A 20,086-nucleotide genomic window follows, 5' to 3' on the forward strand; every position below is an offset into this window, starting at 1 on the left:
ATGAAGTTTCATCAGAAAGAAATTCTCATCGGCTTTCTCGTTGGATTTATTGCCAATGGGTTGGGAATTTTGTTGTACATTCTTATTTTTTCGAAATATGGTATTGAAACTACCCTGCAAGATGCTTATCAAAAAGGGTATTTGGGTTCTCTGATTGGTCTGGGAGGCATACTTGACTTACTCTCATTTTTCCTTTTCCTACGTTTAGGACGTGACGAAAGAGCAAAAGGAGTTCTAATGGCTTCATTTGTGTTAGCGTTAGTCATATTAGTTTTACAATTCACGTAAAGTAGTATTTCTTTTAAATAAAAAAGCAGGATTATTTATGATAGTCCTGCTTTTTTATTATTTATCTTTTTGTCCGAAAACAATATCGATTAATACTCCTATAATAATTAGTATCACACCAACTATCAATGTTACTGTAAGTTCTTCTGCAAATAATCCAACGCTGATTCCTACGGCAATAACAGGTTCAATCGCTCCCATAATTGCTGTTGGCGTAGACCCTATGTAACGAATAGCGTAAATCAAAGTCGTAAGAGATAACACTGTTGTAATCAATGAGAAAATTGTAAAATGAAAAAACATTGTTACCTCTGGAACAGGAATTTTAGATTCTAAAATCAATGATTTTACCAAAAAATAAACACTTGAAAAAAGCATTGAATAAAACGCAATCTTAATTCCTGAAGCAGAAAGGTGCGTTTCATTTACTACAACCATATACACTCCATAGACGAATGCTCCCATAAATGCTACAAACAAGCCAAAATAGTCAATTGAAAAAGAAGAAATATTTTTAACACTTAGGATAAATATCCCCACAATAACTATCAACAAAGAAAGAATCGTTGGTAATGAAATTTTCCCTTTAAAGAAAGTCCCTAAAATAACCGCAACAATTACAGGATACATAAAAAAGATGGTAGAAGCTATTCCTGGACTCAGATAATCGTAAGCGGCAAATAAAAATTCAGATGAAAGAGCATACAAAAGTCCCAAAAAGGCAAATGTGCATAATTCTCTTAGAGTAATTTTTAAACTCTCCCTAGTATACAACAAATATCCTAAAATGAAAACACTTGCTATCAGAAAGCGATAAAGCAATGCTCCGTCCAAAGAAAAATCACTTTTCTTAATGGGTATCATAAATAACGGAATCATTCCGTAAGTTGCTGCAGATATAAATGCAAGTATATATCCTTTTAATTTTAACTTCATAAATTAGAAAAGGCTACCCAGAAAAGTAGCCTTAAAAATTGATATTATAAAAAAATGTAATTCCTTCTAAACAAAACTATCTTCTTCCCTATTGGTAGTCAACCGGAAACCTTCTCCGTGTATGTTAAGAATTTCAACTTTTTCGTCTTTTTTAAGATACTTTCTTAATTTAGCAATGTAAACATCCATACTTCGTGAAGTAAAATAATTGTCATCTTTCCATATTTTAGACAAAGCTAACTCTCTAGGCATCAGGTCATTTTCGTGTAAAGCCAACAAACGGAGTAATTCATTTTCTTTAGGAGAAAGTTTTACAGGCTCTTCATCTTTGTACTTCAAAAATCTCAATTTTGAATTCAAGAAAAACTCACCAATTTCAAACTCAAATTTTTTGCTATCAGCCACTGTTTCAATAGATTTTCTTTGTAACATTGACCTAATTTTCATCAAAAGAATTTCAGAGTCAAACGGTTTGTTCAGATAATCATCAGCTCCCACTTTATATCCTTTCAACACATCTTCACGCATTGTTCGTGCAGTTAGGAAAATGATTGGTATCTTTTCATTTTTTTCACGAATTTCTTTTGCTAACGTAAATCCATCCTTGTAAGGCATCATAACATCAAGTATGCAAAGGTCGAAGGGCTCTTTTCTGAATCTATCAAAACCTTCCATTCCATTTTTGGCAAGAGCGACATCAAAACCACTCATTACCAAATAATCCCTCAGAACGGTTCCAAAATTGGGGTCGTCTTCAACTAAAAGAATTTTTTTGTTAGTTGTTGTTGTTTTCATATCATACGAATTTTCACTTACACTCATCATTTTATTTATTTTTTAAAGTTACGCTCTATTTTTCAAGAAGCCAGTAGTAAAGTTAGTAATATTTATAGTTTAGTATTTGCATTTTTAAATAACAGAAAGCTGTATGAAGAATGTACTTCCTTTCCCTTTTTCGCTTTCTACATATATTGTTCCGTTATGGTCTTCTACTATGCTTTTTACATAGGCAAGTCCCAGCCCGTGTCCTTTAACGTTGTGTAAATCGCCTGTATGTTCACGATAGAACTTATGAAAAACCTGTCGCACAGCCTGTTTACTCATTCCCTGTCCCTGGTCTTTTACCCGAATGAGAATTTTGTTATTCTTGATATTTTCCGTATAAATATCAATTTCAGGAGCCTCGGGCGAATATTTTATTGCATTTTCAATTACATTTATCAGAACATTCGTGAAATGTGACTCATTTGCCGATATATCGGCATTTTCTGCCATCAAATGTGTACGAATTACCCCATTTCTTTCATTCAGCATCATTTGCACGTGTCCGATAGCCATTTCTATCAGTATATGAACATCCAAAGGTTCTTTTTCAATATTTAGTTCCCCTTTTTCAAGTCGAGAAATTTGTAAAATATTTTCTACTTGCGAATGCATTCTCTTATTTTCATCTTTTAACATATTAACATACGTTAAAATTTTATCAGGATTACTGATTGTCATCGGATTTTTGATTGCATCAAGAACTAAACTTGTAGTTGCAATTGGTGTTTTAAATTCGTGTGTGATATTGTTGATGAAATCCGTTTTAATTTGAGATATCCGTCTGTGGGTAACCATTTGATTTAAAGTAATTGTGAAAACACCTATAATAACAATCATAAAAACAACTGATAATGAAGCTATTCCGATTACTGATGAAAACACAAACCGCTCACGTTGTGGAAATATCAAAGCCAACTCATACATTAAATCCCCAGAGCTATCCGTAAATAAAGGAGCCCGATATTCATTCATCTCATTGGGGTCAAAATACTTCGAACGAATATTCGTTAATATATTCCGATTATATATCGCGAATTCAAAATCAATATCCAACCCCCGATTTTTCATTTCTCTATTGACAAGATAGCTAATTTGCTGAGAAGAAACTCTGTCTATAATAGGTAATTTTTCAATAATATTCTTGAAAGACTCCTGTATCATTAACCGCTCTATTTCTGGCAAACGACTAAACTTTTCGTAAGTTTCTACGCTTGGGGTAACTTTATTGTCTATGTTCTTTCCAAAACTAATTCGTTGCTCTGATTGCCTACTAATATAATTTTTGATTGACAGCGAATCTGCTATTCCTGAACTAGTTGGCAAACTATAATCCTCTTCTAAAACACCATGTTTGTAAATGAACGTTTCCTTTGTATTTTTATTTTCTTGAACATACATAAACTCCCTAAGGGAGGATTCTTTCAAGACTAATGTGGTATCTTTCTCCTTTAAATCAACAATTTGAGCAACATATTTGCTTATCTCAGTCTGCTCCAAATCGTTAATCACAGAGTTCAACACTTGCTGGACAGAATGCATAAAGGCTTCCTCCCTATCATCAATGGCAGACTTAATCCAATACCCCTGAATGATGATAATTCCTAACAAAGAAATACTCATCAAAACAATGACTATTGTACTTAACTTACCTTTCATTGTACAAAACTAATACAAAAATTTTCTTAATTTTATTTTTTAACTAAATTTTAACTTAAATAAATTCCAAATTATTGTTTTCTCAATTTTTTAATTAATTTAGAATGTATTTCTTGTACTTTTAACGAAGAGATTTCAATATTTATATTATTTATAACTTCGTTCGACAGACTAATTCTTTTTTCATCTGTCCATTGATTTTTTATCCGTTCTCTTACAGATTTTTCGCTAACTCCATCTCTTTCAACTACTCTACGAATTCGTTCTTGCTCAGGAGCTATAACAGTAATGATATAATCACAACTTTGATAAGCCCCACTCTCAAATAAAATTGCACTCTCCTTGATTACATAAGGTGAATTTTGCTTAGTTTTCCACTCTGAAAAATGTTTTGCTACCTCAGGATGAACTATCTCATTGATTATAGATAATTTATCTTTGTCTTTAAAAACAATTTCTGCTATATATTTTCTGTTGTATTTACCATTGATATAAACCAATTCTCCAAATGAAGACTTTATTCTATTTTTAATATTTTCATCACTTTCTATCAATTTCTGAGCTTCTTGATCTGATATATAAACAGAAATTCCTAATTTCTCAAACATTTTTGCAATTGTAGTTTTTCCACTACCAATTCCTCCGGTCAGCCCCACTATCATCATATCTTCCGAATTAAAAAATCAACTTTATTTTCATTCAAAAATGATAATTTCACACGTTTTAACTTTGTCCGAATCGTTAAAGGTAAATATTTATTATTTTGAACGTTGTTATAATCTGCTATTACAGTTATTTCATCTGAAGTTATTTTTTTAAGTATATTCAAATCACCTGAACATAAAATAGTTACCTCTGTAGGAAAAATTTTAATTTGACTTCCTTCAGGTATATTAAGCAATTGTACAGGTATCTTGATGAGCTGCTCACTCATTTTATCGACAATTGCTTTAACGATTATTTTATTCTTGTCAAATTTTACGCAATCTGTATTTTTCAAATGATAAGACTTTTCAAATGAAGACTTTACATTTTTTTGAAGAGGAAAAGATATTGAAATGGTTTTCAATGTATCTATAACAGATTTTGCCCCCGAAACTATTACCGAATCTGGCTGAACAATCATTTCTGTAAGTTGGTATTCTTTCTGAAAATCAGCATTCAAATCAACTTCTACAGGTATTTTTTTAGTATATTTTTTTTGTAAATCGACGTAAATAGTATCTGAATATGTGTTTTGTATTTTCAGTTCCGATGAATATGAAGAATTTAACTTATTTGCAATATTTGTAGAAAGTTTATATTTTTTTCCTTCAATATGTTCTAAATCATTGAAATCTATACTTAATTCTTGAATGCCAGAATAGTACTTAAATAAAGCATATCCTTTTCCTTCTGCAAGAATTTTAATTTGGTGGGTTTGAGATGATTTCAAAAACATATTTTCAGGAACATTCGTAATCGAAATATCAACAGAAAATTCCCTTTGCAAATTTTTCGACAACCGAATAAGCACCCACAAAAGTACAGATAAAAGAATACAAATCAGCATCTTAAATGTTCTTCTATTTATTAGAAGTATTCGTATTTCATTTTTTGTTGAACGTATCACAGAATAATTTTTTTTAATTCTTTCCCAAATCTAAAACTTATTTTATGAAATAAAAAATTTCTGTTAATATTTTTTACACCACAGAAAATATTTTTACAAATTTACTCAAAATATTTTCTTTATGAAATTTTATTTGCATAAAAAAAGAAAAGTCTCATTTTTTACAAAATGAGACTTTTTTATATACATCTTACTACTTTTACTTAGTTATTCCTTGCAAATCCAGCATAAACGCGTATTCTTTGGCGGTTTCTTTCAGAGCTTCAAAACGACCAGAGGCTCCGCCGTGCCCTGCATCCATATTCGTGTCGAGGAACAGCAAATTATTATTGGTTTTCATCTGACGTAATTTAGCCACCCATTTAGCTGGTTCCCAGTATTGTACTTGCGAATCGTGCAATCCTGTAGAAACATACATATTCGGATAATTCTGTGCTTTTACTTGGTCATAAGGCGAATAAGAAAGCATATAATCATAATACTCTTTTTCATTCGGATTTCCCCACTCGTCATATTCTCCTGTTGTTAAAGGAATGGTATCATCGAGCATTGTGGTTATCACATCAACAAACGGAACTGCTGCAATCACACCGTTATAAAGCTCTGGAGCCATATTTACCACAGCTCCCATCAATAAACCTCCTGCAGAACCTCCTTCGGCATACAAATGCTCGTTTGAAGTGTATTTTTCAGCTATCAAGTGTTTAGAACAATCAACAAAATCGGTAAATGTATTCTTTTTGTGTAGCATTTTGCCGTTTTCATACCATTTTCTGCCCAAATATTGCCCTCCACGAATGTGAGCAATCACATAAATGAAACCTCTATCAAGCAAACTCAATCGAGAAGAGGAAAAATACGGACTTACTGTATGTCCATACGCACCATAAGCGTACAACAACAACGGATTTTTACCATCTTTTTTCATTCCCTTGCGATAAACCATCGACATCGGAATTTTTGTTCCATCTTGTGCAGTTGCCCAAATTCGTTCTTCTACGTAGTTATTTTTGTCGAAATTTCCACCCAAAACTTGTTGCTCCTTTAGCACCGTTTTTGCTTTGGTAACCATATTAAAGTCAATCACCGAAGCAGGTGTTGCCATCGACTGATATCCGTAACGCAATACATCTGTATCAAAATCAACATTTTGTGTAGTATATGCCGTATAAGTTTCACTTTCGAAAGGCAAATAATACGACTGCCCACCACTCCAAGGACGAATTTCAATTCTATTTAAACCATTGAACGTTTCTTCCACCACTAAGAAATTCTTGAAAATTTCGATTCCTTCTAAAAATACGTCTTCACGATGCGGAATAAGTTCTTTCCAATTCTCGGCAGAAGTCGCATTTTCAGCGGTTTTCATCAACTTGAAGTTCGTCGCATTGTCTTTATTGGTAACGATGTAAAAAGCATCACCATAGTGTGAAATATCATATTCCAAACCTCGTGTACGTTTCTGAAATACTTTAAAATCACCCGTTGGATTGTCCGCTTTTAAGATTTGATATTCCGATGTAAGCGTACTTCCTGAACCGATAACAATGTATTTTCTTGATTTTTCACGATATACATACGTATAGAAAGTATCGTCCTTTTCGTGGAAAACAAGTACGTCTTTTTTGGTATCCGTGTCCAATTCGTGACGATAAATTTTATCGGAACGAAGCGTTTGTGGATCTTTTTGGGTATAAAATAGCGTTTTGTTATCACTTGCCCAAGCTGCTGAACCTGTGGTGTTTTCAATTTTTTCAGAAAGAATTTCACCCGTTTCTAAGTTCTTGATTTGCAACACATATTGGCGACGAGAAACGGTGTCCACACCAAAAGCAGCCCATTTATTATCATCGCTTACAGAAATTCCCGCAAGTTGGAAATAAGCGTGTCCTTTTGCCATTTCGTTACAGTCGAACATAATTTCTTCGGGAGCGTCCAAAGTTCCTTTTTTACGTGCATAAATCGGATAATCTTTTCCAGTTTCATAGCGAGTAATGTACCAATATCCGTTTCGGAAATACGGTACGGACGAATCATCTTCTTTAATTCGGGATTTCATTTCCTCGAAAAGCGAGTTTTGAAAATCCTTAGTGTGAGCCGTCATTTTTTGGTAATACTCATTTTCGGCGTTCAGATAGTCGATAACTTCTTGGTTTTCACGTTGATTCAACCAAAAATAATCATCGGTACGTACATCACCAAATTTTTCCAATTTGTGAGGAACTTTCTTCGCCACAGGTGGCTGAATATCTGGATATTCTGTCTTTTTCATCGTTTCAGTATTATTTTTACAAGAAGTTGCAAAAATAACAGAAACGGCAGCAATAGTAAACCTTTTTAATGTTATTTTTTTAGGCATAATTACAAAATTTTAGTTTGACATCCCAAAGGTATGAAAAAAATGGAAAGTTCAAGAAAAACTTCTCTAACTTTCCATTTTTTATTCTGCTGATTTGCTACGATTTATCGGTATAGCGTAAAGTTTCCATTGAATTTACGTGAATCAATATTGCTATTCAAATCAATAATATACCAATAATCGCCACTTGGAAGAGCTCTGTTTTCATAGGTTCCGTCCCAACCTTCACCTTGAGAAAGAGTTTTAATTTTTCTTCCATATCTGTCGTAAATATAAACTCTCATATAAGGATAATCTTCAGCATATTTAGGTTTCCAAGTGTCATTTACACCATCTCCATCAGGAGTGAAGAAATTCGGAATCTCAATATCAAAATATTCTTCTTTTATAACCTTTGTACTTGAACAACCAGCTGAATCATAAACAATTACATTGATAACTTTATATCGTTTTCCGTTGATGACTTCTTCTGGGTCAGTAAACCTTAGTTGATATACACCATTTTCTCCTTGGTTTTGACCATTAAACACATACGTATATGGCTGAACCCCATCTTTCCCTTTAACTTCGATCGTATTTATCTTAGTGTTAGGAACTACCTGAACTTCACCTAATTGCAATGTTTTTTCGATAAGAATCGGTTCTGTTAGAGCGTATACACATTCCACTGGAAGTCTGGTTTCTACATCAACATCATTATAGAAAATAGTTAGCGTTTGTGTACCCGTTAAGTTTTCAAACACATTTTCATCAATATAACCAATATTGTCAGTATGTCTGGAGAATGCTCTCTTAGGACCTGCTCCCAACTGATAACTCAACTTATCAAAATTGACATTAGTTCTGAATTTCACTTCAATCCAAGTTTTATAAACATTGGACTCACAAGTTCCCTCTTGAGTTGCTTTTGAAGTAAGGTCTGGAACCTCTTTTACCTCAAATTTGTAAGTTGGTGACAACGTACAACCTCTGGCATCTGTGATTCTTATTTCGTACTCACCCACTCCCAACATTGCTGGTACTCGGAAGTTAGGGTCTGCTGCAGTAACATTCTGTGTATGTATGCTCACAACAGCATCAGTTCTCAGAAGTTCTGCTACATAAGGAGCTGTTCCTCCCTGAATTTCCACGTTAATCCAAGCTGTTTTTTCTGCATAACAAACAGTTAATTCCGCACCTGTTCTTGTCAAGGTCATTGGAGTTGCATCAACAATAGTTAATGTTCCTACTGTAACATCACAATCCCAAGCATCAGTTACAATTACTGTGTATGTATCTGGTGGTAAGTTTGTAAATACCGTTGATGATTGCGTAATCGATGTTTTTGTACCTTGCAGAACATAGTTATAAGTTCCTGCTCCTGAACCTCCTAATACGTTACTTATTGTAATAATCGCATCATTTGCCCCCGGACAAGTTATTTCCTGAGTAATGGTAGCCGTAGCAGTAACAGGAATGGGATGCACAAGTGTTACTGTTGTTATATCCGGTTGAACGCAACCTGAGGCATCTGTAACCGAAACATTGTAAGCTAATGAACCAGAAACTGGATCAGATTTCAAACCAATAAACAAGAATTGCCCGCCATTGTCAGTAACGTTTCCTCCTGTTTTGGTTTGATTTACTGAACCATCAACAGACGTTAAAGTTACTTGGTATGGAGCTTTTCCTCCATTAACAGTCACCATAACTTCTCCTCTATTGTTCAAGCAAGTAACCCCATAGGTTTCAGTTGCTGTAGCAGAAATAGGATATTCGCTTTGTGTAATTTCAAACGAAGCAATAGCTGTACAACCATTTTTAATAGAAGTTGCTGTTACTTGGTACTTACCAGCTAATAATCCAGTAATGGTTTCTGTTTTTCTGCCGTTAGCTGTTCCATTTTTAGTTGAACCTGCTGATGGAGCTATTGGGCTTATCACATAGGTGAATCCGTCTGTTGCTTGATCACCATCTGTAAGTCTTGTATCGGTAAATGTTAGTGTTATTTCACCATCTGAACCATTATGGCATTTCACATTTACCGGATTTGTTGCAGTAAGTATGAATGTTTCTGGAGAATGAACATCATATGATGTTTTTACTTCACAACCTGTATCCCTATTAACTGCTACAATAGTATAGTTTCCTACAGGCAAACTGAATGTTTCTGTCAATGAATTTGATATTTTCGTTGTATAGAAAGCCTCGCTACCATCTTGATTTCGTTTTACCACATTATAAACAATCACCTCATTATTATATGGTGTTCCTGTTGTCAACTCTACTGTAATATCTTGCAAGTTTGTATTACAATCTATCAATTTGTCGGTTGTAATTGATACCTTGTTAAGTATCAACGCAGGTTGAATGGTTATATTTGAGGAAACTTCCGAACATCCGTTTGCATCGTACACTTTTACGTTATATGACTTTTGAGTAGTCAAATGTTGTGATAATCCATAAGTGTAAATCGTTTTACCTGTTGTTACCACTTGTGTACTCAAAGCTGTTGCTACCCCCACTTCATAAAATTCTATACGGCTATAAGCTTGTGTTCCTCCACTAACTTTACCCAAATCGAAACTTAGAATAGGATATGTTGGTAAATTCGTGTTCGCTACACATTGATATTTATCAGCTTTCAGAGCGTCAGGTGCTATGGTCACTGCACTTGGCGAAGTAATTGTTGCTGTTGTTGTCACAGTACAATTTTTAGCAGATGTAGCTTCTATAGTGTAAACAATTCCTGTGTCACTACTTGGTAGATTATCAAATGTTGCATAATCATTTCCTGAAGTAGTCGCTACAATTGGTGTTGTTATCACAGGATTACTTGTAGCTATAATTCTGAATGTGAATGGTGCTTCTGTGTTTGGTTTAGCCTGTACTCGCAGTGAGCCATTTCCAGCAAAACAAATTGAATTAGTAACACTAACTACTTCTATTTGAGGCTGAACTGGTTCATCAACTTTGATTTCTTTCGTAATATAACATTTCTTATTCGCTGAATCATATAGTCGTACTCTGTACTTACCTGCACCATTGTTTATTGGTATTACTTTTGTCCCTACTGAAGCCAATCCTGCTGTAACTATCGGAACTACATACTCATTTCCTTGGTCATCTATATCATATACTTTATCTAATTTGTATTCGTAGTTACCAGAACCTCCTTTTATGTCAGAAAGAATTATTTTAACTTCATCTGTACCACAAGCCATTGGTGACGAACTTAATTTATATTCCATTGGCAAAGGTATATTTATCGTACCCGTCACTTCACAACCATTTCCATCTTTCAATTCAATGGTATAAGTATTTCCTGCAGCCAAACGAATTGGTAAAGAGAATGAGGTAATTCCTGAAGCTATGGAAATATCTGTCCAAGTTGATATTACTGATGTTCCCATAAGTACTTGATAACTATGTTGCCCTACTCCTACTTGTGAAAGATTCAATCGTACTGCAAAAGTTGTGGTGTTCGCACAAGGGTCTTCAACTTCGATTGAATTTATAGCAGGTTCCGTGTCCTTTCCAACTGTGATTGGAGACGTAGCTTTAATACATCCTGAAGCATCTCTTACGAATACAATCCATTGTCCTGCATCAACTTTTTTAGATGAAGTATCGGTTGATGCATCTAATTGGGTTGTTAAAGCTGTGGAACCAATTATAGGAGCTGGAGTTGCCAGATTATGATAATAGTATTTGTATGGAGCTTGACCATCACGTACCTCTACTGAAATTTGCCCGTTGCCTCCTCTACAATTATCATTGCTCGTTGTTGGATTTTCAACAACTAATTCTGTTAATGATTTCTCGATAACAAATGGTTCAGAGGCTTTTTTACAACCTGTCACATTCTCAGTAAATACTACATAGTATTTATTGGCTGGTAAGTCCTCAATTTCTATATTCATAGGCGTTACCACTGGCAAAGAACCTCTGAAAGTTGTTGGTCTGTTATCTGAATATGTATAAACTTCATATTCAATACTTGTAGTTGAGCCATCCCAATCTGACAATGTAAAGCGCACTTTTCCGTCATTGGCACTATTACAAGTAGTTGATGTAGGTGTTGGAGCAGAAATCTTCAGATTTGATTGAGCTGGAGGTACTTCACCAGCCTCTTCTATAATATAACATTTTGTTGTATTGTCATACACTATAAATCTGTATTTTGCCCCCGGTATCAAATCACGTAATGTAGCAGTTGCTCCGTCTACAAGATTTCCTGAGTGATCGGTTACTTTCACTTTGGATCCTCTATACCAAGTTGTTCCACCTACAACCCAAGTATCTCCAGTAGTAGGAGGCGTTCCTGTAGGAGGTGTCAATCCAAGTGTGTACACAGCAAACCAGTGAGAACCATCTGCAATAGATTGTCCTCCCGCATTGTATGCAGAGACTGTAATTGACCCTGTTGCACAACCCGCTGCAATTCCTGTTACAGAAGCTATAATCCTGTCAGATGTTGCTGCAACACTAAATGTTCCTTCTGTTTTACATCCGTTAGCATCTGTAATTACATATGTATAATCGTGTGGAATTAATCCCGCTTTTCTAACGACTGACCCTGTTGTCAAATTAGTTTCTGTATGAACTGGACCTGCGTGAACTACGTCTTTATATCTCATTTCAATACTGAATGGTGCTGTTCCTCCGCTAACAAGCTCTATTTCAACAGACCCTAAATCCATTCCCTGTCCTGCGTTACAATGAACTTCTTTTGTTTTATAAGAAACTTTTAATGCTGGATTTTCAGTAATGGTTACAGAAGCTGGTTCAGAGAAACATCCTCCTGCATCTTTAATAGTAAGATTATAATTTCCTGCTTTCAACCCTGTTATACTTCCAACTGAATGGGTCGTTGTGGTAGTTCCATCAAACAATAACAATTCGTAAGGACTTTGTCCTCCTTCAATATTACTTGCTGACACGTCTATTCTTCCTGAAGCAACTCCTCCACAAGTTATATTTGTAGAAGGAATTGTTCCTTTAAATTTCGGCTTAACTATCTTAACTTCTCGTTTCAAACTGGTTGCCATACAATAGTTACCTGCCTCATACTCATATCTCACTCTGAAGTAATAAGTTCCTTCCTCAGTAGTTGAAAAAACAGCAGAATTACCCGTTGTAACAATGTTAACCCCTGTAGTATTTCCACTATTGAAAGTGGTTCCGTCGTTACTCCACAAGAATTCTTTTACCTTAGTTGGATCGCCACCAGTAGCTTTCAAGCTATAAACAGCTTTACTTGTTTGATGACAAGTTAAATGCTCTGTTGGTCCTTCCACATTCAATCGTAATGGTTCATAAATCACGGCTGAAATTTGTTGTTTACAATTTAATCCATCTATCACTGTAAATATGTGAGTTCCTACAGACAGATTTTCAAATACATAGTAAGCTCCGTTTGCAAAAGGACTTGCATAGAAATCTACACCATTTTGGCTAAATCTGTAATTCCCATTACCATTTGTTACACTTATCTGAATTCTTCCTGTGTCTCCTCCAGCGGAACAAGGTTCAAGATTTTCAACCTCCAATGTTAAAGGCAATTTATCAGCTATTTCCAATGTTGAAGTTGCAATACAGCCATTTGCGTCGGTTACTTCCACTTCATACGTTCCTGCTGGTAATGTATTAAATGTTGCCTCATTATTTATCGCTGGTTGAGTAGTTGTACCTATTTTGAAAGTTTGATAAGGTTTTGTACCTCCAGTTGCTGTCACCCTTACTTCAGCATTAGCATTATCACAGCTAACGCCTCTGAGTAACGTTGTTGTAACTGAAATCGTTTCAGGAGCATTGATTATATAATTAACCTCTGCAACACAACTATGGTCATTATCCTTTCTTATATAAACGATACCATTAATTGTTGCTGGTAAATTATCAATAACAGCAGAATCTTCCGATGTAGAAATTGGTGTAACGGTTAAAGCCGTCCAATTCACGTTATCTGTTGAGTACGAGATATTCGCTCCATTTAAGTTTTCTATCTTCAGATTAACTTTTCCTACGTTACCACATTTTGCATCTTCAGGAGTTCCCGTAACTTTGAAAGCTTTATTTTCTTCAACTGAAACTGATTGACTTTCAAGTCGGACATTACAAAGTTTAGTATCTTGCCAGATTACAATATCATCAACTGCCAAATCACTACCCACTTGAGCTGAGGCTGCTTCCTTGTTACGAATTTCGAAAACCAATTCACTTGTCGTGATAAGAGCCGCATTGAAAATCACTGATTTTGGTTCCCAATTTCCTGTTGCTAAAATTTGTCCTAAGCCAATTCTCTGAATTTCAACTCCTCCTATGGCATTTAAGATTACTAAATCAATATTTGGATTCTTACCTCCTGAATAAGTAGGAGACAACAAATTGTGTAACTTCAAACTTACTTTGAGGTCAGCACCTTGAATCACATCCTTGATTTCTTTTCTATAGATAATTCCTAAATTACCTTGATTAGAGTTTGCATTTACAGCCAAATAACGACCATTTGCCACTGCAGAAGCATCTGTTGGTGTGGGGCTTACCCATTCAGTTTTTCCTTGTACACGACTTGTAATTACATATTGATTACTCTCAAGAGCCTCATTAGGTTTACAAGTCATATAAGTTACTGAATTATCGCACGTATCTTCTCCCACTCCAAAATCTTCCTTAAATAGATAGTTAGGTGTAGTAGCTGATGAACTTCCTGGTCTGTAATGAACAAAAACTGAATAATTTCCGACAGGAAGTGTGAAAACATTTGTTTTCTTTCTCTCATTAACACCATTTCCTACCACTTCATATTCATAATCACCTGAAGGTGTAGCCGTTATAGTAAACGTTCCTTGTCCACTACAAGTGTATTCTACATTGCTTACTGAAATCGTTGGTGGCATTAAAGGAGTAATATTTACGTCGATTTCAAGCGGACAACCATTGCTATCTTTTACGTAAACCTTACCAGAAGCACTCAAATACAACACGTTTGATGTTCCGTAATCAACTCCATTAGAACTATATACATATCCCGTTCCTGAACCTCCAGTTACGTTATTAACGTGTACTTTGTATTTTCTTGGAGTATTTACATTGTCACAAGATTCATCCTCAACTACTCCTGCAAAGGCTTTTAGAGTATTCTCATTTTCACGTATTTCAATTGGATTAATGTACTTACATATCTTTATTCCACTCTTTTTGATACTTATCTCTAATTCATATTTTCCTGCCGTTAATCCATCATAGAAACCTGTTGCATTTGGTGTATATGTTTCTGCTCTATTTCCTGCTGCATCTAACTTATAAAGTTCAGTAATGATGTTTTGCAATCTTGAATTAAAGTTAACTGAAATCTGTCCAGAATTGGTAGCAAATCCACAAATAATATCTTTAGTATCAATTGTATAGCCATCAATTCCTTCTGGATAAATATCTACTTTTGGAGTTTCAGCATACGCTCCATTAGCATCTTTCGTAACAAAGATATATTCACCTGGTTGTGTGATGGTTATCTCTTTTTCAATAAAGCTTTGACCATCTGGGATAGTAGCTATGTTGAACTCAGATGCAGGAATAGAAGCATAATCAGGGTATTTTTGAACTCCATTGATTTTCCATATTGCAAATTCGTATGGAGATTTTCCTCCCTGAACCTCAAAAAGAACATTTAGTTTATTGCAATCTGTCCAAGCTTTCGGAGTTGCTGTTGCAGTCAACTCAGTTTGCTTTTCTATTTTTGCTGTCAGAATTGTTGAACAATTTGCCAAATTTGGAGAAGTAACTTCAACCGTGTAAGTACCTGGTTCTGAAATCCCTGTAATTCTGTAATCGTGAGAACCTGTAGCTTTGTTAATTCCGTTGACTATCTGTCCTGTAGCATTTTTCAACGTATATTGATACGTGATTCCTTCAGTCATCATTCTGATAGTGAAATTACCTGGCTGATAATTAGTTATGTGCCCTACTGGCTGAACAATTTCCCCTGCCAAAGTATTCACAAACACATCAAAATAGTAATAGGCTTCACAACCATTATTTGAAGTAACTTTCAAACGATACTTTCCTTGCGTGTTAGCTGTAAACGTATTTCCTACGCCATTTGCATCAATACGCCAATCTCCTCCATAATCAGGACATTTACTATTGGTATTGGTTCCGTTGTAACGTTGCCATTCCAATTTTGTATTAACGAAATTTACCTTAATGGTTCTTGATGGCTCATTACACAATATAAAGTGGCTTGTCCATCTTCCATCAGCCCCACAAATTGCTCCTCCGTTGGCTTGAGCTTTAATCAAATCTATATCCGAAGCATCGTGTTCTTTAAATTTGATAATTTCTTTGCTAACCAACGTAGTGCCATCGCAGTTTTTAATTTTCTCAACGGTATAAACTCCTGCACTTGTTGCCAAATGTGTGTGTGAGGTTGATGTTGGTATTAACACTCCATCAAGATACCATTTGTATGAATCAAAGCCTTCTGTAGCAGTTAATTCCAATGAAGAACCTGCACAGAAAAGTTCAGAACGCTCGTTATTTTCTGTAGAAATGGCAATTGTATTTGTAGCTGTTTTGATTTGTTTAGGAATCAAGCAATCTTGACTACCTCCCTCATATTCAAATACATAATTCGTAGATAAGAAATTCATACAGGCTTTTCCTATTTCCGAATAATCACCATTAACAGCTAACGGAATGTAAATTTTACGCTCCTCACTATTACCTCTTAGTGTTTCTTTAGGTAGAACAAAAGTGAATGTTCTATCACTCTTAGTATATGTAGGCACATAACTACCCACTGAGGCGTCTGTCACAACAGGTTCTCCTATCGTAATATAAGGATTATCTGAAAATTTAATCGTCAGTGTAGATGTCGTAATATTCTCTTGACCAATATTTTTGTATTCTATTCTATATTGAAATTGCTGATTAAGAGCCAAATCTTGAGTCAGAACATTCCCTGTTCCATCAATATAAGAAGCGTTCACATTTAGATTCAACGCATTTGACTTCACAACTACATTAAATGTACAAGTACTTGTATTTCCAGAAGCATCTGTAAATACATAAGTTACGGTATGTGTTCCAATATCAAAACGATCACCACTTTGGTGAGTTTGTGTATGTGTCCACGTACAATTATCTGTTGCAGTGATAGTTTCCCAATTAACAATAGCGGAACAAGTTCCAACAGCAGCATTTACTTCAATTGGGGTTACAGGACACCCTGTGATTATTGGTGCTGTCTTATCTGGCTCTATGGTAATTGTATTTTCTAAAACACCTTCCAATTTTGTTCCAGGACATATGCCTTCCAGTGATTTTATTTTGTATTTAGCTCTGAATGTGGTTGTTGATGAAACAAACTGTTTGACCTGTTTTCCTGTACCAATACTTGGAAGAATTTCATTACCATCATCATCTAATCTAAACCATTCAATATCAAATAACTGCTCGGAGCCTCCGAAAATAAGCGTCACTTCTCCTCCCAAGCACGGGTCAAGGTTTTCCAAAGTATATCGCATTCTTGGATTTGCATAATTACTTGCTTTTACAGTTACATTATTATACCATTTTCCACAAGTATGCTCTGTTTCAACTACATAATCTCCATCTGAAACATTAGAAAAAACGTGCGATGTAGCTCCTGAACCTTTTTCATAAGTTTTTGAAATAATTTTGCCAGTTGCATCTTTCAATCTAAACGTAAGTGGATATCGAATGTCTTCTGGATTTTTTACAGCTATTGCTACTAATCCATTACCATTGGTTCTGTCGCAATATGTTGACGAAACATCAGTTTGTAATGGTTTCGTATCATTTATAGTAAATTCGTGATAATTTGTAATAAATCGAACCATACCTCGTTGCCATTCTGCAGTACCCCTCAAATGAGTATTCCAAGGTTCGATTACTGTAAATCCGTCAGAGGTATATTCAATAGGTGAATTAGGAACTCGATATCTACCAACATTGTTATCCCATACCATACGCTCCAACATTGAATAAGCAATATTGGTCATATAAAAGCGATATTCACCTGGAGGCAAGTTATAGAAAGTTCCTGATCCTGTTCGCAAAGTTGGTTGTCCTGGCACACTTCTCCATCCACTAGAAGTTTTATGTTGTACACCTATAGTAAAATAAGCGAGTGCCGTTTTCGGATAATTTGCCTTCACATCATACGAAACTGAGGCATACTGACACCCTTGATCTACTCGTACAAAATCACCATCGTACTTAGCTGGTTTTCTCAAAGGTATAAGTTTGGTAATACTCCTTCCACAGGCATCAGTGAAAGTGATATTATAATCTCCTTCAGGAAAATCTCCTTTTATTGAAAAACTTACCTTCGGAACTACCACCGCTGGATCAGGTATATCTTCCTCAATAGGGAATTTAACTGTCTGCTGGTGAGTACCTGTATCTAAAGGCAATGATGTAGTAAAAGTCTTTGATGTACTGCCATCAGCCGGCATAATACTGATTTTAGCTGGATATACAAAACGAGTTGTTGAGATGTAAAGACGTAATGAAACGGTATTCTCAAAAACACCCGCTCCCATCTCAAGACCATCGTAAGCTCTTTCTAAATAATTCTCATTAATAGGTTGCATCCAACGCACTCTCTCTGGCTCATAACAAGAATTAGGAGCTTTTGCACCTGTTGAGTTATTCTTATAGACGACTCTAAAAAATGCCCTTCCTTGCTGCGTTACTCGAGGTAATAACACAATATTATTAGCATTATCTTGCCTATAATCTATTCCGTGTGTAAGTTTTGTCCAAGGACCATTCACTGAAGGTCCACGATATACTTCGTAATAGTAACCAATCTCTCCTGCAGCTCGTTGTGCTTCTGTAAGCCACGCATAACGCATTGGTTGATACCATTCATAACGCCCATAAGTAGCGGGTTTTGAAGCATCTGCCTCATTAGGAAATTGTCTCCACATCCAGTATTCGCCCACAGACATATTCCACTCATCAGGATTACACGCCCTATTGGCTATGTTCCATAGATAAACTGCTGTGTTTGTTGTTGGGTCTCCTGGTTGTTTGTACATTGGATTCATCATTTCAGAAGTCAACGTAAATTTTTCGTGGATTGTATTTGTAGTTCCTTGTACAATTAATTCAACTACATCTCCTACGTTGAAATTATACCCAGTATAGTAAGACGATGGTTCACTAATAGTTCCGTCAGCAAAAGTATGTGAAATATCGTACTCAGCACCCGTAGTTAAATTACGGATAACAGCCACTCCTGACTGACGCAAATACTGAACATTTGCCGTTGTAAGCTGAGTTTTATCTTCTCTTTCAATACGTATCCAAAATTGATGTTTACAATCGCTATCCGTACGAATTCGCGAAACAGCACCATTTTTAGTTATTCTAAACTGCGAACTTGGATCAGGTATCGGAATTTGAACTGGTTCTTTGCGGATTTCACCACAATCGGGTACATTATTTGCTAAATCTTCAATAACAATGATTACATTTCCTGTTGAAATAGGTGTACCTGCTGTCCCTTGAAATGTTACTAAAGCATTGGTTGTTGACTTTTGAATTTCTTGTGAAGGTATATTCAAAGGCGTTCCATCTGCATTCACAAGACTTACTTTAAAGGGACCAATTCCTCCTGTCGGACGTATGTTAAATCGAACACGAGCATCATTTCCAGCCGAACTTGGGGCTGTAATTTGTGGAGGTGTAATATCGATATTACGATACGTTGAAGTAACCTGAACCACCTTGGAAGTTGAACGAGCAGAATTACCTTGATTTATTAAGGTAACTGTATAAGTTCCTGCCTTTAAATTTGTGAATGTATAGCTTCCGTCAGCATCTAAAAGAGGAACACTTGGTAGCCCAATTTGGTTGGGCTCTATCAGTTCCACTGCATACGTACCTGCACAGCCATCAGGAAGCTTAACAGTCAATGCTGCATCTGAAAGACACAACCCGGACTTTGTTGTTGTAGTAAAATTCTCAAAACATTGTTGTCCTTTAACTACCAATGTGGTAATCAAAAATGTGAAAACAAATAAAACCTTTTTCATCCTTTGATTCTTTTAATAGAATTAGTATAGTAATCTTTAATCCACAAAAGTATTTAATTATTTGTTATTCACAAAATATAACATTTTTATCTTAAGAAAGAAATTATAAAAACATAATATTAAAGCTACCTCTAAAACAAAAAACAAAACTACTAAAAATCAAAACTTTAACTAAAAATATCTTTTCCAAATCAATATATTTTTAAAGGTTTTCTATCATTTTATTAATAAAATGTTTTAACTAAAACATCTATTTTATTTAACAAATCACTTCTTATTTTTAACATCATCAGATAATGAAGCACTTACAATCTTTTTGCTTTTATAAATTCTTTTCATACCTTTGCTTTATGTTTAACA

8 protein-coding genes are annotated in these 20,086 nt (G+C 35.1%); 1 reads left to right on the top strand and 7 read right to left on the bottom strand.

The genetic code is table 11. From position 1 onward, the window contains the following. Complete coding sequence (locus CGC48_RS02465; protein WP_098028343.1) at positions 1-288, top strand: hypothetical protein; 288 nt, start codon at positions 1-3, stop codon at positions 286-288. A gap of 57 nt (positions 289-345) precedes the next feature. Here CGC48_RS02465 and CGC48_RS02470 read toward each other — a convergent pair whose 3' ends face one another. From CGC48_RS02470 to CGC48_RS02500, 7 genes are all read right to left on the bottom strand, one after another. Beyond that, complete coding sequence (locus CGC48_RS02470) at positions 346-1,224, bottom strand: DMT family transporter (protein ID WP_098028344.1); 879 nt, start codon at positions 1,222-1,224, stop codon at positions 346-348. A gap of 66 nt (positions 1,225-1,290) precedes the next feature. Next, on the bottom strand, positions 1,291-2,019 hold the full coding sequence (locus tag CGC48_RS02475; protein WP_040354106.1) for a response regulator transcription factor: 729 nt from the start codon (positions 2,017-2,019) through the stop codon (positions 1,291-1,293). A gap of 114 nt (positions 2,020-2,133) precedes the next feature. Next, complete coding sequence (locus CGC48_RS02480) at positions 2,134-3,705, bottom strand: sensor histidine kinase (protein ID WP_041990955.1); 1,572 nt, start codon at positions 3,703-3,705, stop codon at positions 2,134-2,136. 71 nt (positions 3,706-3,776) lie between these two features. After that, complete coding sequence (coaE, locus tag CGC48_RS02485) at positions 3,777-4,370, bottom strand: dephospho-CoA kinase (protein WP_098028345.1); 594 nt, start codon at positions 4,368-4,370, stop codon at positions 3,777-3,779. Beyond that, positions 4,367-5,257 carry a YbbR-like domain-containing protein gene (locus tag CGC48_RS02490; protein ID WP_232780535.1) on the bottom strand — a complete coding sequence of 297 codons (891 nt, stop codon included), beginning with the start codon at positions 5,255-5,257 and terminating at the stop codon, positions 4,367-4,369. The genes coaE and CGC48_RS02490 overlap by 4 nt, the downstream gene beginning before the upstream one ends. Before the next feature lie 259 nt (positions 5,258-5,516). After that, positions 5,517-7,676, bottom strand: coding sequence for a S9 family peptidase (locus CGC48_RS02495; protein WP_098028347.1), 2,160 nt, complete (start codon positions 7,674-7,676; stop codon positions 5,517-5,519). A 104-nt stretch (positions 7,677-7,780) separates the two neighbouring features. Continuing rightward, complete coding sequence (locus CGC48_RS02500; RefSeq protein ID WP_098028348.1) at positions 7,781-19,726, bottom strand: T9SS type B sorting domain-containing protein; 11,946 nt, start codon at positions 19,724-19,726, stop codon at positions 7,781-7,783. Between the last annotated feature and the right edge of the window lie 360 nt (positions 19,727-20,086).

The organism is Capnocytophaga cynodegmi (assembly GCF_002302475.1).
Lineage (GTDB): Bacteria > Bacteroidota > Bacteroidia > Flavobacteriales > Flavobacteriaceae > Capnocytophaga > Capnocytophaga cynodegmi.